The following is a 20,307-nucleotide window of genomic DNA, read 5'->3' as shown; positions in this document are numbered from 1 at the left end:
CACCTCGGACGCCCCCATTGGTCGGCAGCCCGGGTGGTTGGCGGCCCGGGCGGCCCGGTCTCTCCCACCGTCGCGGCGAAGCTGGTAAAACCCCCGCCCACGCATCCTCTCGCTCCCCCGCGCACTCCCCCCGATGTCCCTCGCGATCACCAGCGTTCACGGCCGGCAAGTCCTCGATTCCCGCGGCAACCCCACCGTCGAGGTCGATATTCGTCTGGAAGACGGCACGCTGGGCCGGGCGATCGTCCCCAGCGGCGCCAGCACCGGCGCCCATGAGGCCGTCGAACTCCGCGACGGCGACGCCGACGAGTGGGTCGGCAAGGGCGTCTCCAAAGCCGTCCGCAACGTCAACGAGGTGCTCGCCGACGCCCTGATCGACCTCGACGCCACCGATCAGGCCGCCGTCGACCGGGCGATGCTGGAACTCGACGGCACCGACAACAAGAGCAAGCTCGGGGCGAACGCGATCCTGGCCTGCTCCCTGGCGACCGCCCACGCCGCCGCCAAAGCCAGCTACCTGCCGCTGTTCCGCTACCTCGGCGGCGTCGGCGCCGTGACGCTGCCCGCCCCGATGATGAACATCATCAACGGCGGCGAGCACGCCTCCAACGGGATCGATATTCAGGAATTTATGGTGATGCCGCTGGGGTTCGACACCTTCAGCGACGGCCTGCGGGCCGGCGTCGAAACCTTCCACCACCTCAAGAAGGTGCTGGCCAGTAAGGGCTACAGCACGAACGTCGGCGACGAGGGCGGCTTCGCCCCGGACCTGAAGAGCACCGACGAGGCGATGGAGGTCATCCTCCAGGCGATCGAAAACGCCGGCTACGCCCCCGGCGACCAGATCAAGCTGGCCCTCGACTGCGCCAGCACCGAGTTCTACAAGAACGGCGCCTACCACATTGAGGGCAAGGAACTGTCCTCCGAGGGCATGATCGAGTACCTCGCCAAGCTGGCCGAGAAGTACCCGGTCTGCAGCATCGAGGACGGCCTCGCGGAGGACGACTGGGACGGTTGGAAGAAGCTGACCGACGCCCTCGGCGACGACGTGCAGCTGGTCGGCGACGACCTGTTCGTCACCAACTCCTCCCGCCTCGCCGACGGCATCGAGCAGGGCGTGGGCAACAGCATCCTGGTGAAGGTGAACCAGATCGGCACCCTCACCGAGACGATCGAAGCGGTCCAGATGGCCTACCGCAACGGCTACACCGCGGTGATGAGCCACCGCAGCGGCGAGTCCGAGGACACCACCATCGCCGACCTCGCCGTGGCCCTGAACACCGGACAGATCAAGACCGGCTCCGCCAGCCGCACCGACCGCATCGCCAAGTACAACCAGCTCCTGCGGATCGAGGAGATGCTCGGCGAAAACGCCGAGTACGGCGGCACGATCTGAGCCCCGGCATCTGTTCGCCGTGAGCCCGAAGCACAAGCGAGGGGTTCGATCCGCGTCCTCTGGGGCGGGGGTCGGACCCCTCGCTGCACGTCACGACCTTCGCTTGCGCTTCGGGCTCACTGAACGATGAACTAAACCTCGGCGGTGGACCGTCCCCCCGACCGCCTGCCGACCGTGCTCGACGCGGCCTTCTGGCCGACGCTGATCGTCGCCGGGGCTCTGTTCGCCCTCGCCGCCCTGGCCCCCGGGGCGGCGGAGTGGAAGGCGGTGCGGCAGCGGCTCGCCGTCGCCGACGCCAACGGGGCGGCCCTGCGGGCGGAGATCGACGGCCTGAACCGGGTCGCCACCGCCCTGCGGACCGACCCGGCCTTCGCCGCGGAGGTCGCCCGGTTGGACTTGGGACTGGCCCGGGAGGGTGCCGACCGGCTGGCCGTCCCGGCGGCCCCGCCGCCGGTCGCCCTCGCCCCGCCGCCGGCCCCGCCGGTCGAGCGTTGGCCGCTGATCGACGCCGTCGCCGCAAACCGCGGCCTGCGGGTGACGCTCGCCGCCGTCGCCGCGGCGCTGGCGGCGATCGCCTTCACCCTCTGCCAACCGGCGGCCGCGGACGTGGTGCGGCGGGCGCTCTGGCTGCCGGGCCTGCTGTGGCGGACCGTCGCCGCCCGCTACCGTGCAGCCCCCTGACGGTTCGTTCGCCCCCGCCGAAGTCCTGCCGATGCCCGCCGCCCTGCTGCTCGCCCTCTGCTGCGTCGCACCGGAGGACGGAAGGAACTGGGACGCCCGGCTGGCCCCCATCGACCGCATCGTCGCGGAGGGTATCGAGGACGGCGAGATGCCCGGCTGCGTGGTGCTGGTCGGCCGCCGGGACGGGGTCGTCTGGCGGAAGGCGTACGGCGACCGGGCCGTCGAACCGCAGCGGGAGCCGATGACGCTCGACACCCGGTTCGACCTCGCCTCGCTGACGAAGCCGGTCGTCACCGCCTTCTGCGTGCATCACCTCGCGGAGCGGGGCGAACTGGACCTGAACGCCCCCGTCGCCGCCCGCCTGCCGGCCTTCGGGGCGGAGGGGAAGGGGACGATCACGCCGGTCCACCTGCTCACCCACACCGGCGGCCTGATCGCCGACAACGCCCTCTCCGACTACCGCGACGGCCCCGACGCGGCGTGGGCGGCGATCTGTAAGCTCAAGCCGCTCGCGGCGCCGGGGGAGCGGTTCGTGTATTCCGACGTCGGCTTCATCACCCTCGGGCGGCTGGTGGAGGAGGTCTCCGGCCGTCCGCTGGACGAGTACGCCGCCGCTCACCTGTTCAAGCCGCTGGCGCTGACCCGCACCGGCTTCAACCCGCCGGAAACCGTCCGCGGGGAGATCGCCCCCACGGAGCGGCAGGGCGACGACTGGCTGCGGGGCCGGGTGCACGACCCGCGGGCCGCCGCCCTCGGCGGCGTCGCCGGGCACGCGGGGCTGTTTGCGACGGCGGACGACCTCGGCCGCTTCGCCCGCATGCTGCTGGGGGAGGGGCGGTTGGAGGAGGACGGTTCGCCCCGCCTGCTGACGGCGGAGACGGTCCGGGCGATGATCGCCCCGCGGTCCGTGCCCGGCGGGGCGCGGACGCGGGGGTGGGACAACCGCAGCGCCTACAGTTCCAACCGCGGCGACCTGTTCTCAGACGCCGCGTTCGGCCACGGCGGGTTCACCGGCACGGCCCTGTGGATCGACCCGGAGCGGGACCTGTGCGTCGTCTTCCTTTCCAGCCGCCTGCACCCGGACGGCCGCGGTTCGGTCAATCGCCTGATCGGTCGGATCAACACCGTCGCGGCCGCGGCGCTCTGCGAGGGCGAGCTTTGACGGCTCCGGCTCTCCGCCGGTGTGCAGGAGCAGGCTGGCCACCATCGCCAGCAACACGCTGGCGGCGAACGCCCACAGGGCCCAGCCGGCGACGACCTGCGTGTTCCCCGGCAGCCCCTTCACGGCGACGACGATCAGCCCGATCACCATCACGTCCAGCATGCTGAATTTGCCGACGTGATGAGCCAGCCACCCGGCCCACCCGTGCCGGGCGTCGGCGCTGGCGTGGGCGGCGGTCCAGGCGAGAATCGCCAGCTTCGCCGCCGGAAACGCCACGCTGAAGGCGAACAGCAACCCGGCCAGCCCCTCGGCCCCGTGCCGCCACATGCTGTGGATGCCCGTCAGCACGCTGAACGTGCTGACCTTCAGCACCCGCGGTTCCAGGATCTGAATCCACCCGTGCCAGTCCCCGCCGTGCGGAATGACGGTCATGCACGGCCCCGTCAGCCCCAGCCCCAACGTCACCGCCGCCGCCGCGACGAGCGTCAAAACCAGCGAACGACGGGCGGCGGACATGGGGGGCGCGTGGATTTAATAGCGACTGCGGCGGGAACTTGCTTGGAAGAGGTGCTTCAAGAATCCGGAGCCCTGAGCCGCTGGATTGCCGGCCAAGCCTCCGACGATTCGAGCAACTTCAACAGCGGTTCGCGCGTTTCGGGCCGTTCCCAAAGCGATTCATAGAAGCTCTCACAGCCACGGTCAGGATGCCACTTCGCCATCAGAGAGAACGCTTCTCCTTTCGCCGACTGCGGGGTCAGTCGGGCCGGCTCCAACGCCAGCCACTTCGCCACGGCGGCGACCCGTTCCGGGTGTGCAGCAGCGTACGCAGCGCAGATAAGACGCTCCAATGTCCGCACTGCCGGCACGCCCTCCGAGGCGTTAGCGTCCAGATCGTCCGGCAGGTCGCAGGACCAAGGGCAAACGGTGACGACCGTATCGCTGTCAGTAATGCGGAACGTGAGGTCGTCCACCTCCTCTACAGTGACGTCCTCCAACGCCTTTCGCTCCCGTAAACTGCGGAGTTTATCGGCGGCTTGGCCGCTATCGTGCGCGCGGTCCGGATCATAGCTATAGACGATTGAGCGAAGACCGTCGCGCAGCCGCCGTTTGACCTTCAGATCGAACTCCTTCCGTAGTCGTGAGTCATCACCGCCGACAGGGTTCACTTCCACATAGTGGCCGTCGGGCGGCAGGTAGAACCCGAATCTCCCGCCCCGCACCGGCCCCTTCGCGGGATCGAGAACCGATTGTCCCGGCTCCGGCTTTGGGGCGCCGGCGTGATGAACCAGCAAACCCGTCCAGAAGGCCCGGTCGTGATATCCCTCGCACAGGATCACGTTCCAGGGCGCCGAGACCGGCGACGGTCCGGCGGGGTTCATCGCAGATCCTCGGCGATCTCCCCGCGGGCGAACCGTACCTCGTCCCCATCGTGACGTGCGGACATGAGCCGCCCATCGTTCAGCCAAACGGTGAATAAGGTGAGCAGCTCGGCGTCGTCGCCGACTTCGTCAACGAGGCGGTCGATGAACTCCAAGCTATGGGTCGTCAGCACAACCTGAGTGCCGGAGCGGACGGCGTTGATGATCGCCTTCGCCACCAAGACCATCGCCGCGGGATGTAGGTGGGCTTCAGGTTCTTCCAGTAGGGCGACGCCGCCGGACAAAGCCGTCAGGCTCAGTCCAATTCGGAAGGCGGCGTGAACGCCTTCGCCTTGATAAGCGACCGGTAAACTGCCGCCAGGCCAACCGAAATGAAGGACCGGTACATCCCCATCCGTGAGGACCTCCACACGATCAACAGCGGGATCGAGAGAGGCGGCTAGCATCACGATCTCCTCCCTCTGTCCTGCTCTAGCGACCTTGGAATAGAGGTCGGACAGTGTGTGGCGAAATGTTCGCGGTACTCCCTCAACAACTTCAACCTCGCATACGCCTGGTAAGGCAATATCAACTTCCGGACGTTGTCGTTCCGCAGACACTCCGTTGTGTCTAAAAGTGCGTTGATACGTTCGCACGGTATCTGCGTGGAGCACTGCGGTCGCGGTAATTTCCCAAGCCGCCGCCGCTCGATCCTCTATAACCGTCACGGTGCAGCCGCGCCTCTCCCCAGTGGCCGCCACGCACCGAACCCGACAGCGTCCGCCTCCCCCGTGCCCCCGCCAAAGTAGCCAACGGGCAGCACCGCTGATCGGCGGGCGACGATTAATGCAGTCCTGCACCGCCTCCGCCGGGTTCGGACTCCCTCCAATATCCAACGCATCCAGTACCGTGCTCTTCCCGCTGCCGTTGGGGCCGGTGAGGACGGTGAGGGGGGCGAGGCCCTCCAGTTTGCCGGATTTAATGCCGCGGAGGTTTTCGATCTCGACCGATTGAATCCGGGCCACCGCCCCCGCCGGGGCGGCGGGGGGGGCGGTCTCCGACGCGGCGGCGGGGTCGGGCTCGGCGACGCTCATCGGGTTACACCGTCAGTTCGACCACGTTGGCGGGCACCTTTTTCTGCTGCACGTCCTTGGCCCGGTCGTCGTCGGCGAGGTCGCTGTGGCAGGCGGCTTTGTGGCCCTCGGTGGCGCCGACGGCCGTCTTCGTCTTGCCGGCCAGCTTGTGGATCTGGTCCGGGGAGAGGTGGCCGCGGGCCTCCAGAATCGCCCGCTGCTCCGCGTTCAGGGCGGGGCTCTTCAACACCTTTTCCCGGGCGAAGCCGTCGGCCTTGCCGCTGGCGAATTCTTGGATCTCCTTGCTGATCCGCACGCTGCACCAGTCGTGGCCGCACATGGCGCAGAAGTCCGTGTCCACGTCGAGGTCCTCGTCGTGGTAGGCCCGGGCGAGGTCCGGGTCGAAGCTCAGTTCAAAGTGCTTTTCCCAGTTCAACGCGGCCCGGGCGCGGGTCAGGTCGTCGTCGCGGTCGCGGGTCCCGGGGATGCCGAGGGCCACGTCGGCGGCGTGGGCGGCGATTTTATAGGCGACGCAGCCCTGCTTCACGTCGTCCTTCTTGGGCAGGCCGAGGTGCTCCTTGGGGGTCACGTAGCAGAGCATGCTGGCCCCGTGGTAGGCCATGCTCGTCGCCCCGATGCAACTGGTGATGTGGTCGTAGCCGGGGAAGATGTCCGTGACCAGCGGGCCGAGCACGTAGAACGGCGCCCCGTGGCAGAGCCGGCGCTGGATCTTGGCGTTGTATTCGATCTGGTCGAACGGGACGTGGCCCGGTCCCTCGATCATCACCTGCACGCCCTTGCGCCAGGCGCGTTCGGTCAGTTCGCCGAGCGTATAGAGCTCCGCGAGCTGGGCCGCGTCGGTGGCGTCGGCGAGACCGCCGGGGCGGAGGCCGTCGCCGATGCTGAAGGTCACGTCGCGGTCGTGCAGCACGTCGCAGATCGCTTCCCAATGCTCGTACATCGGGTTTTCGGCCTGGTGAACCAGCATCCACTTCGCCAGCAGGCTGCCGCCGCGGGAGACGATGCCGATCAGCCGGTCTTTGACGAGGTCGATATGCGCCCGCCGCACGCCGGCGTGGACGGTCATATAGTCGACGCCCTGCTCGGCCTGATGGCGGAGAGTGTCGAGGATGATCTCGATATTCAAATCCTCCAGCTTCTTGCCGATAATCATCGAATAAATCGGCACCGTGCCGATCGGCACGTGAGAGGCGCGGATAATCGCCTCGCGGCAGGCGTCGAGGTCGCCGCCGGTGGAGAGGTCCATGACCGTGTCGGCGCCCCACTTCTCGGCCCACTGGAGCTTCTCGACCTCCTCGTCGGTGCCGCTGGAGACCGGCGAAGCCCCCATGTTGGCGTTGATCTTGGTCAGGCTGGCCCGACCGATCGCCATCGGGTCGAGATTGTATTCGAGGTGCCGGGTGTTGGCCGGGATGACCATCCGCCCGGCGGCGACCTCGTCGCGAACCTGCTCCGCGGAGAGGTGCGGCTCGCGCTCGGCGACGCGGGTCATCTGCGGGGTGACGATCCCCAGCCGGGCCGATTCGAGCTGCGTGACCGGTTCGAACCCGTCCGGAACCGCAACCCAGCGGGGGGAGCCGTCGGCCTGCTCGAAGGTGCGTGCGGAATCGGGTGTGGCGTCGGTGCCGGTGGCCCAGCCGTCGGGGAGGAAGTCCCAGGCCGTCCGATCGGACGGGGCGGGCATCCCGGGGGCGTCCGGGGAGGAGAACGTCAGCCGCCCGGCGGGGCCGGGGGCGAGTTTGGGGGCGTTGGCGAAGGAACCGGGCGTGGTGCCGGCCGGGGCGGAGGCGGGATCGCCGCCGACGGCGGGGAGCGGAACGAACGACATGGAACGGAGCCGACGGGTGCGGACGGAACGAAGCGGGCGGACCCCCATCGTACGGCTCACACGGCCGTCCGGCGACGCACCCGGTCCTCGAAGTGCGAGGCGCCGACGATTCCGCTGCCGGGCAGGGCTTTTCTTCGCCTCCCCAGCAGCCTTCCACCGGGGTCGTCGCAAACGGAAGCCGGCCGCGACGAGGCGTCGCGGCCGGACAGGCGTTCTGAAGCGATTTGCTCGCAAAGCGTCTCCCGCCGACAATCGATCAAGTCGGCTGGTTGTTGCCCGCTACGGAAGGGGAAAGCGACCGGAGGCCGCGCCGCGGCGTTGCGGTCCGTCGTCCGCCGACCCGATCAGTACTCCCCGAGCACCGTACCGTCTTCCCGCTGGCACAGACCCATCAGGGTGTCGAAGTCCAGGCTCTCCGACAGGAACTGCACGGATCCGTCGGCCATCGCGACCTGCGCCCCGCCGGTGTGCGCGGAGCGGATGCCGGTGTGCAGCATGTAGGGCCTCGTCATCGTTGTGTCGCCGGTGTCCGCGGCGTTGATGCCGTACTTGGGGACGGTCATGTTCTGAATCCATTGGCTCGACTCGTTCGGGCCGCTGCCCCAGGCGCCGACGCCCACCCGGTTGCTGGAGGTATGGGTGCCGGAACGGGCGTCGACGAGCGTGCCGTTGAGCATCTTCGTGTAGTCGGAGTGTTCGGAGACGGCCATCGTGTTGGAGGTGCCGTCGCGGAAGCCGGCCATCTGGACCTTCTGCTTCTTGTCGTTCCAATTGATGATCGCGCCGACGTACATGTGCTCGCCGTAGCCAGCGTTTACCGTCAGTCCGCCGGCCTGGGGGACGGTGGTGGTGCCGGGGCGGTAGATGCCGCCGCTGATCCCGACGTAGTCGGACACCTGAACCTCCATCGTCGCCGGGGCGCCGAGCGCCGTCGTATGGGCGAGGTTGGTGACCGTATAGGTGTTCGACAGCGGCGAGGAGGGACAGCTGAGGGTCGGCACGCGTAACTTGGAGTAGATCTCCCAGTTCCGGTTCGCACCGGCCCACCCGGAGAAATCGGTGTCTTTGAACGTCATCGCGTCGTAGGCGGCGGTCTGATCCAAGTAGGGCAGGACCAAGGTGATCCACGACGCTCCACTCCGGACCGTGCTGTAGCGAGCGACGTTACCGGGGAACAGTTTGTGGGTGCCGTGGTAATTATGGAGCGCCAGGCCGATCTGCTTGAGGTTGTTCTGGCACTGGGCTCGTCGGGCGGCTTCGCGGGCCTGCTGTACGGCGGGGAGCAGCAGGGAGACGAGGATCGCAATAATTGCTATCACGACGAGCAGTTCGATCAGCGTAAAGCCGGAACGATTTCCGCTCGCGCGAAGACGGGTCTGAAGCGTCATTGAAAACTCGGCGGGGTTGAGAGGGGGGGGGCGTTTGAGCGGAGCTGTCCCAGCCGTCTCCGCACGAAAATCGCTGACGATTCGGGACTGGTCGGTATTCTCGCCGCCGCACGACGGGCAGTGAGAGTGGAACTAGGTGCTCGAGAGTCAAAATTCGGCGAGTCTCTGCCTCCGTTCTTGCCTTGAAGCCGGCGTACGCTTCTTCGGCGGGCGTCTCTGCCTTAAGTTTATGCGACATAAACCGGCGTTGAAGCGTTCGCCGGCGACGCGGGGGCCCCGATGCGGCGACCGCGTGTTGAGCCGCGCAAATAAAAGGACCGGCCGCGACAGAACGTCGCGGCCGGGCGATCATCGTGTCGGTCTGCAGAGACCGCGCTGCGGACGCCGGAGGCGTTAGGAGCTCAGTTCGTCGAGATTGAAATTGAGGGTGTTCTCGCCGGCCTCGACCGTCACCGGCGCGGGCACCGTGACCGGCGGCGCGGTCGGGGTCGCCCTGGGCTCGCCCTCGTCGTCGGCCGCCGCGTTTGCGGAAGGGAATTCCTGAATGAGACGGACCCGGTGCGGGCCGATCTTCGCGCCGGCGGCATTGGCGGTGTACTGCAAGGTGTAACGGCCTTCGGCGTCCGTTCGCCCTACGGAGGGCCGCCCCGCGTCCGGCTGGAACTCGAGCCTTGTATTCGGGGCCGGAGAGCCGTTTTTGGTCACGACGCCGGTCACCTCTCCCAACTCCGGAGCGTCCGAATGCGGACCGCAGCCGGCTGACGGAAGGGCCGTTGCGAGGAACAGGAGGCCGGGAAGGATTGCCGGTCGGGACATCGGAGAGCGATGCAAACGATGAGTGATTGAAGGAAGGTCGCCGCGGAGGGCCCTTGACGATCTCTGCGAGATCGATTGGAAACTAGTCCCTCAGGCCGTTCAGCACCTTCCCCGATTTGCCCCGCGGGCTTCGAGTGGATTCAGTCCCGCCGCGAACAGAAACAGCAGATTTTAGGGGTCGATTTCTCATATCGGGCGGTTCGAGCCAACGCGGTCGGCGCCTCTGCTCGGACGCTGTGCGGCCGCCCCGTTTTCGGGGAGTCAGGTCCCTTCGCTGGACCTCCCACGACGGAGCCCGTCGCAGCGTTCCGCAGGTGCCGACGGACGCGCCTCCTCAGGCGGCCCGCCGCAGCTCCGGCGGCTGTTCGGCGGACTCGGCTGTGGCTTTGAAGTGGCCGTCGTCGCCGACGTCCTCGAACCGCACCGTCAGCCGCTTGGAGACGCCGCTCTGCTGCATGGTCACGCCGTAAAGCACGTCGGCGTCGCACATGCTCGGCTTGCGGTCCCACATGGGTGTTTCAGCTGCCGATCCGGCTTGGCATGTCGCCCGGCGCAGCAGAACGCGGGGGAGTCGAGGTCGACTCCCCCGCGTCTGAAACGGGCTGGGCGGGGAATTGCCGTCCGTGTCGGCGCCGGGCGCTAGTTTGCTCTCGCCGGGGCGCTGACGTTGTTGTTTCCGCCGCCGCCCGACGAGACGGGAGCCATCGGCTTCAGATCGAGTTCGCTCCGCGACGGCACGGAGCCGGGTTCCGGCAACTCCGCTTCACCGCTGCCGGGCGAACAACCCATCGACAGGGCGGCGAAGACTGCGGCCGCAGGCCAGACGGACCTCGCGAAAAGAATACGATTCATCAAGAACAAGGTTCTGCGGACGAGGACGAGGAGAATGCGGGCAGCCGCCATGAAAGGCGCCGGGCTGCGAAAGAGTCAACGCAACCCGGCGTCCCGAGCGAACGCCGAAGCGACTGACGACCGAGCGGATTCCGCTTGATCGACTGTGCGCTCAGAACGGAGTGGTTTCTAACACGTCACCGTCCTTGATGCCGCAGAGGTCGGCGAAGAGGAAGTAGTCGGTGTTGTCGCTGAGCGACTGGACGGAGCCGTCGCCCATCGCGAACTGGGTCACGCCGAGGTGATCGCCCTGGAACCGCATGAAGTCGTCTTCCGGTTCGTGCCAGCCGCTCGAAAAGTCGACGATCCAGTAGACGTCGTAGTTGGCCGGGCGCGGATCGTAGAGGTTTTTTCCGGCATGACCTTTCAGGCCGGCGAAGCCGTGCAGGGGCGGGCTGCTGATCCACTGGAAAGCCGTCTCGCCGTCGTAGGCGACGCACCTCGTCCCCGAGGCTTCGCCGAACAGGAGCGACTGGGTGAGCCCGTCCCGGGCGGACTGGAAACCGATTTTGTCCCGTCTGTTAAAAAAGCCGCTACGTTTGTCGACTCCTGAGATGCCGACGCGCCCGTACCACCCGTTGACGCCAAGATAATTCGTCCGACCGAGCCGTTCGAGCGTGCTGTCCGAGTAGAAGCCATCCAAGGACTGCCCGGCGCCGCCCGACGCCTCGTCGCCGTAAGTTCCATAGTGGGTGAGGTACAGGTCCATTGGCGTGTTTTCTTCCGCCGAGGGGCAGAGCAGCGTGGGGATCTTCGCGAACGCGGTGGTCCAGGTGTCGTAGGTGGTGTCGTCGCCGTCGTCGTAGTCCCACCAGGCGGCTTCGCCACGGAGGCCGCCCCAGACGCCCGGCACCGGCCCCGAGGCGTTCCATGGACCCAGATCGACGTTGCTCATATCGGCGTGGAGCTTGTCGGCGACGGTCATCTGATCGAGGTACGGCATGAGCTGGGGAAACAACGATGTCCCCTGGCCGGAGGTCCCGTAGCCGCTTGGGAACGTCACGTCGCGGTTCATTAGCCAGCCGGCTGGCAGTTTCTTACGGGCGCTCTCGAAGTTGTGAACCGCCAGAGCGAGTTGCTTGAGGTTGTTCTGGCACTGACTTTTGCGGGCCGCTTCGCGGGCCTGCTGCACGGCGGGGAGCAGCAGGGAGACCAGGATCGCAATAATTGCGATGACCACCAGGAGTTCGATCAGCGTGAAGCCGGTGCGCGGCGCCGGGCCGCGGGGCGCTCGAATTGAAGACACTGTTTTTTCCACGTGGAAAGGAAGGGAGACGTGGGAACGAACTGAGGTCCCGGGAGTCGGCCGCGAGCGGTCGGCGTCGGAGACGGGACTGTCCCGTATCGTTCCCGAGAACTTCCCGCGAAGCGAGATGGGAAATCCTCCCGGAAGCGAGAAAAACCCGGGTTCCCCCGTTGGCGCCGCCCCGCAGCGCTCGGTAATGAAGCCGCCGTCGGCGCCGATGCCTGTTCGCCGGGCGATCGGCCAGGACGGGGCGGGAGATGCCGACGGGCTCGTCGGGGGCCTCTTCAGGCGGCCCGCCGCAGCTCCGGCGGCTGTTCCGCCGACTCGGCTGTGGCTTTGAAGTGGCCGTCGTCGCCGACGTCCTCGAACCGCACCGTCAGCCGCTTGGAGACGCCGCTCTGCTGCATGGTCACGCCGTAGAGCACGTCGGCGTCGCACATGCTCGGCTTGCGGTGCGTGACCATTAGGAACTGCGTTTCCTTTTTGAAGTCGGCCATCACCTTCAGGAAGCGACCGATATTCGCCTCGTCGAGGGCGGCGTCGACTTCGTCCAGAATGCAGAACGGGCTCGGGTTGCTGCGGAAGATCGCCAGCAGCAGGCCGACGCAGACGATCGTCTTCTCCCCGCCCGACAGCAGCGAGATGTTCCGGGGCTCCTTGCCGGGCGGGCGGGCGAAGACCTCCACGCCGCATTCCAGCGGGTCGCTTTCGTCCTCCAACCGCACGTCCCCCTCGCCGCCGCCGAACAACTGGCGGAACAACGTCTGGAAATGGCCGCGGATGCTGGCGAACGTCTCCAGGAACAGCTCCTTGCTCTCCCGGTTCACGCGGCGGATCAGGTCTTCCAGGAGCCGCTTCGCCTCCACGAGGTCGTTCAATTCGCGGCTGAGGCGGCCGTGACGCTCCTCCAATTCTTCCAGCGTGGCGAGGCTGTCCGGGTCCACGGCGCCCAGCGCCCGCAGTTTGCCGCGGAGAGCGTCCACGCGACGGCCCAGGTCCGCCCGTTCGTCGTCCAGGTCCGGCAGTTCGAACGCCTCCTCCGCCTCGTCCTGCGTCTCGGCGCGTTCCGCGGCGAGTTCGGCGAGGGCGGACGGACCGCCGGCGTCCGGGGGGGCGGCTGCGACCTCGGCCAAATCCACGCCGTACTCCTCACGCAGCCGTTCCGCGGTGGCGGAGAGGCGGGCGGAGCGATCCCGCAAGCCGTCCTCGGCGGCCCGGGCGGCGTCCTCCAACGCCTTGCGGCGGCTCTCGACCTGCTGCAAACGGCCGGCGTGGGCGCGGCGGCGCTCGGCGAGTTCCTCCGCCTCGACGGCGACGGCGGCGGCCCGCTCGCCCAGGCGGTCCCGTTCGGAGATCCGTTCCGCGGCCCGGGCGGCGGCGTTGAGGGAGGCCAGCGTCGCCTGCGTGCGGCGGCGGCGGCCGGCGGCGCGGCGGTCGTCCGCTTCCCGCAGGGCGTCCCGCTTCGCCGCGACGTCGCGGATCAGGCGGTCGTGGGCGGCGCGCAGCCCGCCGGACCGTTCCTCGGTTTTGGCAAGGTCCAGACCGGCGGCGGCGTGGGCGGAACGCTCCGCCGTGAGGGCGGCGTCGGCCGCGTCCGCGGCGGCGGTGTGCTCGGCGAGCGACGCCTCCGCGGCGGCGAGGGCGGCGGCGGCCTCGGTCGCGGCTTCGGCGGCGGCGTCCGCTTTGGCGGCCCGTTCGTCGCGGCGGCCGGCGGCGTGGTGGGCCTCGCCGCTGGCGGCGTCGCGGCGGTCGCGGGCGGCGTCCCGCAGGTCGGCGGTCCGGTCCCGGTTCGAACCGGCGGCGGCGAGGGCGGCGGCGGCGGCCTCCTTTTCCTTCGTCGCCCCGTCTAGGGCCGCTTCGACCTCCGCCAGCTTCTCGCCCAGCGCCTCACGACGCTCCGCCCCGCCGGCCGTCGCGGCGGCGGTGCGATCCAGTTCCGCCCGCAGCCGGCGCCGCTCGGCCGTGCGGGTCAGCAGCGCCGCCTCGCCCCGCGGCGGGCCGACGACCAGCACGCCGTCCGGCTCCAGCAACTCGCCCCCGCGGGTGACGAACCGCCGGCCCCGCCCGGCGCCGGCGGACAGCTTGGCGGCGTCGGAGAGCGTTTCCACGACCCACGTGTCCCCCAGCAGCCGCTCGGCCAGCTCGGGGTAGACGTTGCCGGGGGCGACGAGATCGACGGCCGGGCCGACGACGCCGGGCAGGCCGTTCAGGTTCGCCGAGGGCGGGGGGAGGGGGGAGGAGTGAGGGGCGAAGGAGGCGCCCGGGCCGCGGCCGCGGGTATCGATCAGCTTGAAGCCGCGGAGGCCGGAGGCGTCGTCCGGGTTCGACGCGCCCGGGAAGTCGCGGCGCGAGAAGTAGCCGACGCGGCTGCGGTACTCGGCGCTGTGGCGTTCGAGGTGGGGGAGCAGGGCGTCGAAGTCGTCGATGACCACCAGCGAGGCCCGCTCGCCGAGGGCGACTTCCAGCAGGGCGGCGTCGTCCAGATCGCAGTCCAGCAGCTCCGCCACCGTCCCGCGCACCAGCGACCAGGGCGGGGCGGTGGCGGCCCGGGCGCGACGCAGCACCTCGCGCAGGGCGACGCCCACGCCGTCGCCGCGTTCGTCCAGTTCGTCGAGGATCGCCAGCCGGGCGGCGCCGGCGCCGTGGCGTTCCCGCAACTCGGACAGCCGCCGGGCCAGCTTTTCGCGGGCCTTCAGCAGGGAGGACCGCACCGCGTGCAGGTCGGCGAGGCGGCCGGCGGCGAGGCGGAACCGCTCCCCGGCGGCGGCGGCCGCGGCGGCGGCGTCGCTGGCGGCGGACTGGGCGGCGGCGAGGCGGCGTTCCTCCTGTTCCAGCCGGGCGTCGGCGTCCGTTTGGGCGACCTCCGCGGCGGCGGAGTCGGCTCGCAGACGTTCGCGTTCGGCGGCGGCTTTGTCCGAGGCCCGCAGCGCCGTCAGCCGGGTTTCCCGCAGCCCGTCCAGCGCCGCCCGGGCGGCCTCGGCCTGTTCCGTGCGAACGCGCAGGTCCGCCGCGGCGGCCCGGTGGGCGGCGGAGCGTTCGGCGAGGTCCGCGTTCGCCCGTTCCAGCAGGCCGGCGTCCCGCTCCGCCTCGGCGGCGGCCTCGGCGAGGCGAATCGCGGCGGCGGTGCGATCGCGGTCCAGCCGGGCGGCTTCGCCCTCCTGCTCGGCCAGCCGATCCCGGCCGGCGGCGGCGGCGGCGAGATCCGCGGCGAGGCCGCTGCGGACCGCTTGCGCCGCCGCGTCCGCCTCGCGCCGGCGGGCGTCGGCGGCGGCGAAGGCGGCGTCCAGGTCCTCCCCGGCGGCGGACAGGGCGGCGATCTCCGCGGCGAGCGTGGCGCCCTCCCCGTCGTCTCCGCCGCCCTGTCCTTCAAACTGGGCGCGGGCGGCGGCCCGGTCGGCCTCCAGCGCCCGCCATTCGTCGGCGGCCAGGCCAATCCACCAGCGCCGCAGTTCCGTGTCCAAACGCTTCCACTCGCCGGCCTTGCGGGCCTTGGAGCGGGTGGAGGCGAGTTGAGCCTCGACCTCGTCGGTCACGTCGGTGAGCCGCAGCAGGTTCTGCTCCGTGCGGGCCAGCCGGCGTTCGGCCTCGTCCCGCTTCGCCTTGAACCGACTGACGCCCGCGGCCTCCTCGAACACCGCCCGCCGACCGGCGGCGTTGGCTTCGAGCAGTTGGGCGACGCGGCCCTGTTCGATGATGGCGTAGGTCGCCCCGCCGGCGCCGGTGCCGGCGAACAGGTCGCGGACCTCCTTCAGCAGAGCCGTGCGGCCGTTGAGCAGGTACTCGCTGTCGCCGTTCTGCCAGACCTTGCGGCCGACGGAGACGTCGCCGCGGTCCGCGCCGGGCAGCCAGCCGCTTTTATTGCAGAAAGTGAGGGTGGCCTCGGCGCTGCCGGAGGCCTTGCGGCCGGCGGAGCCGTTGAAGATGACGTCCGTCATCTTCTTGCCGCGCAGGGACTTGGGGCTCTGGTCGCCCAGAATCCACTTCACCGCGTCGATGACGTTGGACTTGCCGGACCCGTTGGGGCCGACGACGGCGGTCACGCCGGGGTGGAACTCGAACCGGGTGCGGTCCGCGAACGACTTGAAGCCGGCCAGTTCGAGGGAGCGGAGCATGAGACTTACGCGCCGTCGAACGTGACTTTGGTGGAACCGCGACCGTTAGGGAGCGGCTCTTGGGAACCCAGGAGCGCAGAGACGTGTCGTCTGCACGCGCATGACCTGCGAGAGCCGGCTCCCTGACGGTCGCGGTTCCATGACCTCAGGTTCACTCGACGTCCGTCCCCCAATCTTCCTCGGACACGTCGCTGCCGCCCCAGGCGTCGCCGACGCCTTGGAACAGCGCCTTGAACTTGGAGCCCACGCCCGGTTCGGGCTCCGGGTCCGGGTTCAGGTCGACGGTGGCGACCCGCCGCGGCTGGGCCGGCGCCGATCCGTCGTCTTCCGAGTCGCCGCCGTCGGCCTTCGAGGCGTCGGCGTCGGCTTTGTCGGCGTTCGGGGCGTCGGCGTCGCCGGCTTCCTTCGCCTGCTCGGCCTGAACGACGGGGTCGTCCTCGTCCGGCTCGAAGCGTTCGACCGCGTTGGGATCCTCCGGGGCGGCGGACCCGCGGTACAGGTTCGGGGTCAGGCCGCCGGCGCCGACCGGGGCGCTGCCGCCGGACTTGCCTTTGCGTTGATAGACGCGGCCGCCGACGGGCAGGGCGTCGACCGCCAACTGCCCGGGCAGGTTGTGCTGGGCCTCGGCCTCCTGGAGCATCCCGGCGATGTCCGGGTAGGAGGCGCCGAGCTCCACGCAGGCGGCGATCACGTCGACGATCTTCGTGCCGGTCTCCCGCACGTCCTCGCGGCCGGGGGCGATCAGGGAGACCGTCACTGTATCTCCCCGCGGCGGGCAGCCGACGAGCAACCGGCCGGCGCGGAGCGTCAGCGGGGCGACGAACCGCTGGTTCGGCCCGAACAGCGCCACCTCGGCCCGCCGGTTGTGGTTGATGTGCACCAGCGGCTCCAACGGTGGGACGCCCTCTTCGGCGACGGAGTCGAGGTCCCGGACGCCGTCCACCCGGACGGGGTGGAGGTGGAACAGCGGCGGGCCGGAGGGCTCGCCGGTGATCGGGTCCGGCGCCCGCATCGCGATGTGGTTCAGGTAGGCGTCGTCCGGGGCGACGCTCCAGAGGGCGCGGAAGGCCCCGTAGCGGGTTTCCGGCAGCGGGTCGGCGAGCAGGCGGCGGAGTTGCCCGGCGGCCTGCGGTCCGCCGGCGGCGGCGAGGGCGGCGAGGGCGTACACGCGGAACGCCGGTTCGTCCCGGGCGGCGTCGTGCAACACCTCCAGCCCGTCGCTGCGGCCCAGGTAGGCCAGCGCGACCGCCGAGTGAAACCGCACCTCCTCGTCCGATGAGGCCAGACCCCGCTTGAGGATCGGCGTGGCTTCCTCGCCCACGGCCTCCAGGCGGATGGCGGCGACCTCGGCGGTCGGGCCCTCCATCAGTTCCTGTTCCAATTGTTCGATCCGCAGCCGCCGGGCGACGGGGTTCTCGTACATCGCGACGCTGTCGACGACCCGCAGGAAGCGGGGGAAGTCCTCCTTATACATGTCGGGAACGTCGAGCGTGATTTTGACGTCCGTGTGAGCGTGGGCGATGGACTCCTCCACACCGCCGGGGCCGCGGCTGTGGAACCGCTTGCCGATCGCGCTGACGACCTTCTGCACCATGCGGGACTGCTTGTAGCGGTGGTGCATCCGCATCTCGAGGGCGCGGCCGACCTTGGTGATGCCGCCGCCGAGCACCTTGCCGCGGGAGAGGCTGGCCCGGCGGGTGGCCTGATCGTCGCTGCCCCGCACCAGCAGCGGCCCGGTGGCGGTGGCGAGCGTCTTGCCGGACCGGAACTGACCGCCGACGTTGGCGCCCTCGGTCAGTTCGCACTCCAGCAGCCAGCCGCCGGACAGGTCCGTGGCGTTGGAGCCGGGGGGGATGCGGACCTCGACGTCCAGCGGTTCGCCCTTGTCGACCAGCGGGGGGATATAGGCGGTGACGACGACCAGGGCGGTGTTCGGACTGGCGAGCAACTCCGTGCCGCCGGTCACGCCGCGAGTCTTGATGTCTTCCAGCAGGCGGGTGCGGAAGCCGTTGGGAACCGGGTTGCCGCCGGTGCCCTGCAGGCCGGTGACCAGCCCCACGCCGGAGACGACCACCGCGTTCCGGCCGGTCACGCTGGTGTACTCGCCGACGTACTTCGTCTCGACGGTGACGCTCTGGTCTTTGAGGTCTTTCCACTCCGCCTCGGCCTTCTTGGCGGCCTTGTCCTCGGCCATCGGATTGAACTTGGCGAAGGTCTCCCCGTCCGGCAGGGAGAAGACGGCGCAGCCGGGCAGGGCGGCGAGGGCGGCGGCGGCGAGCGCCCCACACAGGGCCGCGGCGGCGGTCAGCGAGGACCGGGCCGTGCGCAGCGGCGCTTCCCCGACCGCGGTGCGGACCGGGGCCGTCGGGTTGTGGCGCTGCGCGGCGGGGCCGGCCATGTCGGAACCTTGACGAACGGCGGACGGCGCCCGTGCCGCGCCGACAGCCGGGGCGACCGGGAGTCGGAGCGACGGGGCGAACCTTGGGGAGCGGCGGGTCCTAGGTCGGACGGGCCGACGCGGTCAACGGCGGCCGCTCCGTTCCCCCTTTCGCCGGTTCGCCCCCCCGTCCAGGCGTCGCTAAGTTGCCCGGGTGATCTGGCGGCCCGCCCCCCCGCTGCGGTTCCTCAAACCGGCGACCGCCTGCCGCCGCTGCGGGGCCGAACTGAGCGGCGAACGTACCTTCACCCTCTGCGAAGTCTGCGACCACCCGGGGCTCGTCTTCGTTGACCCGGGTTCTGCCGAAGAGGGGTCTCCCGACGACGGCGGCCCCGCGGACCCGCAGGTCGTCGCGAACCGGCTCGCCGGGCGGCGGTTCGCGCATTACGCCGCGGTCCTCGCCGCCGCGGAGGTCGCCGGGTGGGCGCTGTACCGTTCCGAACGCAGCGCCCGCAGCCTGAGCCTGTACCTGGAACATTGGCGCCCCGACGCCGGCGGCGACCCGACCGCCTACCGCAAGACCCGCGTCAGCGATCACGACCGCCGGCCCAAACGTGGGGGCGTCGGCTTCGCAGAAGATTGGGCGGACCTGTCCGGCGAGTTCCTGTTCGACCCCGCGCTGTCCGGCCCCGAGGCCGCGGAGGCGTTGGAAGAGGTGAATCGGAAGGCCGCCGCCCTATTCGCCTGGCCGTGAAACCCTCAGCCGGGCTTGCGACCGGAGACCGTCGCCAGCCCCCACAGCCAGCCGTGCCGCCAGCGGTCGACGCGGACGTCGGTCAGGCCGGCGTCCGTCAGCGCCGCGGCCATCGCGGTCGCGGAGAGAGCCCGGCCCAGCGGCCGCCGGGTCAGTCGCAGCCAGGCGATCACGCCGCGGGTGGTGAGGGCGCCGGCGTCCCAGTCCGTCCAGACGACCGTGCCGCCGGGCTTTGTCACCCTGGCCAGTTCCCGCACGCAGCCAGCCGGGTCGTCGGCGTAGTGCAGGGCGGAGTTCGTCGCCGCGGCGTCGAACGAGGCGTCGGCGAAGGGCAGCGCCGCCGCGTCGCCCCGTGCCAGCGGCGTGCCCGGAAGCCGACGGCGGGCGACGGTGAGCATCTCCGCGGAGCGATCCAGCCCGACTGCGACCGTCGCGGCGGTCGTCGTCAGTCGTTCCAGCAGGGTCCCGGTGCCGCAGCCGACGTCCAGCGCCCGCCCCGGTTCGCCCGCCCGGTCCCGCACCGCCCGGAGGGTCCGTTCGGCCGTGGCCCGGTTGTAGACGGCCCAGTCGTCGTCATAGTCCGCGGCGAGGGCGGCGTATTCAGCATCGACGGCGGCGCCGCTCATCCGGTTCTCCCTCAGGCCCTCGAGTCCGCACGGTTCCCATGTCCTCGACTGATCGTATCCGCGTCGTCGTCGGCGACATCACCACGTTGTCCGTCGACGCCGTGGTGAACGCCGCGAACGAGCGGATGCTCGGCGGCGGCGGGGTGGACGGGGCGATCCACCGGGCGGCGGGGCCGGAGCTGCTGGCGGCGTGCAAGGCCGTGCCGGAGGTCTCGCCGCGCGTGCGATGCCCGACGGGGGAGGCCCGGGTCACGCCGGGGTTCGAGCTGCCGGCGAAGTGGGTGATTCACACCGTCGGCCCCGTCTGGCGGGGCGGGGGACAGGGCGAGCCGGAGCAGTTGGCCGCCTGCTACCGCAACGCCTTGGCGGCCGCGGAGGAGCAGGGGTGCCGGTCGATCGCGTTCCCGGCGATCAGTTGCGGCGTGTACGGCTATCCGCCGGAGCGGGCGGCGGCGATTGCTGTGCGGGAAGTCGCGGCGTTTCTCGCCGACCATGCGACCCCCGCCGAGGTCCTGCTGGTCGCCTTCGACGAGCCGGCGGCCGAGACGCTCCGGGCCGCCCTCGCCGCGGCGGGGTGA

The 20,307-nt window shown here is 70.1% G+C and carries 15 protein-coding genes and 2 pseudogenes; 5 read left to right on the top strand and 12 right to left on the bottom strand.

From position 1 onward, the window contains the following. Positions 1 to 133 precede the first annotated feature (133 nt). The 3 genes from eno (at position 134) to CA12_RS00210 (ending at position 3,239) form a co-directional block, all read left to right on the top strand. Positions 134 to 1,396 carry a phosphopyruvate hydratase gene (gene eno / locus CA12_RS00220; protein WP_145356596.1) on the top strand — a complete coding sequence of 421 codons (1,263 nt, stop codon included), beginning with the start codon at positions 134 to 136 and terminating at the stop codon, positions 1,394 to 1,396. A 144-nt stretch (positions 1,397 to 1,540) separates the two neighbouring features. Then, complete coding sequence (locus CA12_RS00215) at positions 1,541 to 2,077, top strand: septum formation initiator family protein (protein WP_145356595.1); 537 nt, start codon at positions 1,541 to 1,543, stop codon at positions 2,075 to 2,077. Positions 2,078 to 2,108: 31 nt separating this feature from the next. Then, positions 2,109 to 3,239, top strand: coding sequence for a serine hydrolase domain-containing protein (locus CA12_RS00210; protein WP_145356594.1), 1,131 nt, complete (start codon positions 2,109 to 2,111; stop codon positions 3,237 to 3,239). 93 nt (positions 3,240 to 3,332) lie between these two features. Here CA12_RS00210 and CA12_RS23125 read toward each other — a convergent pair. The 11 genes and pseudogenes from CA12_RS23125 to CA12_RS00165 form a co-directional block, all read right to left on the bottom strand. Next, a pseudogene (locus tag CA12_RS23125) lies at positions 3,333 to 3,566 on the bottom strand (paraquat-inducible protein A); the annotation flags it as partial. A 245-nt stretch (positions 3,567 to 3,811) separates the two neighbouring features. Then, positions 3,812 to 4,618, bottom strand: coding sequence for a hypothetical protein (locus CA12_RS00200; RefSeq protein ID WP_145356592.1), 807 nt, complete (start codon positions 4,616 to 4,618; stop codon positions 3,812 to 3,814). Further along, positions 4,615 to 5,064, bottom strand: coding sequence for an AAA family ATPase (locus CA12_RS22665; RefSeq protein WP_242688079.1), 450 nt, complete (start codon positions 5,062 to 5,064; stop codon positions 4,615 to 4,617). The genes CA12_RS00200 and CA12_RS22665 overlap by 4 nt, the downstream gene beginning before the upstream one ends. Before the next feature lie 447 nt (positions 5,065 to 5,511). Further along, a pseudogene (locus CA12_RS23120) lies at positions 5,512 to 5,691 on the bottom strand (hypothetical protein); the annotation flags it as partial. A gap of 4 nt (positions 5,692 to 5,695) precedes the next feature. Next, on the bottom strand, positions 5,696 to 7,519 hold the full coding sequence (thiC, locus tag CA12_RS00190; RefSeq protein ID WP_145356590.1) for a phosphomethylpyrimidine synthase: 1,824 nt from the start codon (positions 7,517 to 7,519) through the stop codon (positions 5,696 to 5,698). 344 nt (positions 7,520 to 7,863) lie between these two features. Continuing rightward, complete coding sequence (locus tag CA12_RS00185; protein WP_145356589.1) at positions 7,864 to 8,907, bottom strand: DUF1559 domain-containing protein; 1,044 nt, start codon at positions 8,905 to 8,907, stop codon at positions 7,864 to 7,866. 393 nt (positions 8,908 to 9,300) lie between these two features. Further along, on the bottom strand, positions 9,301 to 9,624 hold the full coding sequence (locus CA12_RS00180; protein ID WP_145356588.1) for a hypothetical protein: 324 nt from the start codon (positions 9,622 to 9,624) through the stop codon (positions 9,301 to 9,303). Between the two features lie 433 nt (positions 9,625 to 10,057). Beyond that, complete coding sequence (locus CA12_RS21710) at positions 10,058 to 10,234, bottom strand: hypothetical protein (protein ID WP_165700449.1); 177 nt, start codon at positions 10,232 to 10,234, stop codon at positions 10,058 to 10,060. A 492-nt stretch (positions 10,235 to 10,726) separates the two neighbouring features. Then, the gene (locus CA12_RS00175; protein ID WP_145356587.1) at positions 10,727 to 11,860 is read right to left on the bottom strand and encodes a DUF1559 domain-containing protein; all 1,134 of its coding nucleotides are present in this window, start codon (positions 11,858 to 11,860) and stop codon (positions 10,727 to 10,729) included. Positions 11,861 to 12,144: 284 nt separating this feature from the next. After that, complete coding sequence (locus CA12_RS00170; protein ID WP_145356586.1) at positions 12,145 to 15,972, bottom strand: AAA family ATPase; 3,828 nt, start codon at positions 15,970 to 15,972, stop codon at positions 12,145 to 12,147. A 151-nt stretch (positions 15,973 to 16,123) separates the two neighbouring features. After that, positions 16,124 to 18,370 carry a flagellar basal body P-ring protein FlgI gene (locus CA12_RS00165; protein ID WP_145356585.1) on the bottom strand — a complete coding sequence of 749 codons (2,247 nt, stop codon included), beginning with the start codon at positions 18,368 to 18,370 and terminating at the stop codon, positions 16,124 to 16,126. 193 nt (positions 18,371 to 18,563) lie between these two features. Between CA12_RS00165 and CA12_RS00160 the strand changes: the two genes are divergently transcribed. Beyond that, positions 18,564 to 19,103, top strand: coding sequence for a hypothetical protein (locus CA12_RS00160; protein ID WP_145356584.1), 540 nt, complete (start codon positions 18,564 to 18,566; stop codon positions 19,101 to 19,103). 5 nt (positions 19,104 to 19,108) lie between these two features. Here CA12_RS00160 and CA12_RS00155 read toward each other — a convergent pair whose 3' ends face one another. After that, positions 19,109 to 19,729, bottom strand: a complete 621-nt coding sequence (locus tag CA12_RS00155) for a class I SAM-dependent methyltransferase (RefSeq protein WP_145356583.1) — start codon at positions 19,727 to 19,729, stop codon at positions 19,109 to 19,111. Between the two features lie 38 nt (positions 19,730 to 19,767). Here CA12_RS00155 and CA12_RS00150 point away from each other — a divergent pair, with 38 nt between their 5' ends. Continuing rightward, complete coding sequence (locus CA12_RS00150; RefSeq protein WP_145356582.1) at positions 19,768 to 20,307, top strand: O-acetyl-ADP-ribose deacetylase; 540 nt, start codon at positions 19,768 to 19,770, stop codon at positions 20,305 to 20,307.

The sequence above is a fragment of the Alienimonas californiensis genome (assembly GCF_007743815.1).
Classification (GTDB): Bacteria; Planctomycetota; Planctomycetia; order Planctomycetales; family Planctomycetaceae; genus Alienimonas; species Alienimonas californiensis.
The sequence above is the reverse complement of the archived record's forward strand: the minus strand, read 5'-3'. Positions and strand labels throughout refer to the sequence as shown.

Excerpts from the sequence above, each read along its gene's own strand:
- CA12_RS00150 (WP_145356582.1), top strand. The coding sequence starts at position 19,768 with ATGTCCTCGACTGATCGTATCCGCGTCGTCGTCGGCGACATCACCACG.
- CA12_RS21710 (WP_165700449.1), bottom strand. The coding sequence starts at position 10,234 with ATGTGGGACCGCAAGCCGAGCATGTGCGACGCCGACGTGCTTTACGGC.
- eno (WP_145356596.1), top strand. The coding sequence starts at position 134 with ATGTCCCTCGCGATCACCAGCGTTCACGGCCGGCAAGTCCTCGATTCC.
- CA12_RS00170 (WP_145356586.1), bottom strand. The coding sequence starts at position 15,972 with ATGCTCCGCTCCCTCGAACTGGCCGGCTTCAAGTCGTTCGCGGACCGC.
- CA12_RS22665 (WP_242688079.1), bottom strand. The coding sequence starts at position 5,064 with ATGCTAGCCGCCTCTCTCGATCCCGCTGTTGATCGTGTGGAGGTCCTC.
- CA12_RS00185 (WP_145356589.1), bottom strand. The coding sequence starts at position 8,907 with ATGACGCTTCAGACCCGTCTTCGCGCGAGCGGAAATCGTTCCGGCTTT.
- CA12_RS00210 (WP_145356594.1), top strand. The coding sequence starts at position 2,109 with ATGCCCGCCGCCCTGCTGCTCGCCCTCTGCTGCGTCGCACCGGAGGAC.
- CA12_RS00155 (WP_145356583.1), bottom strand. The coding sequence starts at position 19,729 with ATGAGCGGCGCCGCCGTCGATGCTGAATACGCCGCCCTCGCCGCGGAC.
- CA12_RS00200 (WP_145356592.1), bottom strand. The coding sequence starts at position 4,618 with ATGAACCCCGCCGGACCGTCGCCGGTCTCGGCGCCCTGGAACGTGATC.
- thiC (WP_145356590.1), bottom strand. The coding sequence starts at position 7,519 with ATGTCGTTCGTTCCGCTCCCCGCCGTCGGCGGCGATCCCGCCTCCGCC.
- CA12_RS00165 (WP_145356585.1), bottom strand. The coding sequence starts at position 18,370 with ATGGCCGGCCCCGCCGCGCAGCGCCACAACCCGACGGCCCCGGTCCGC.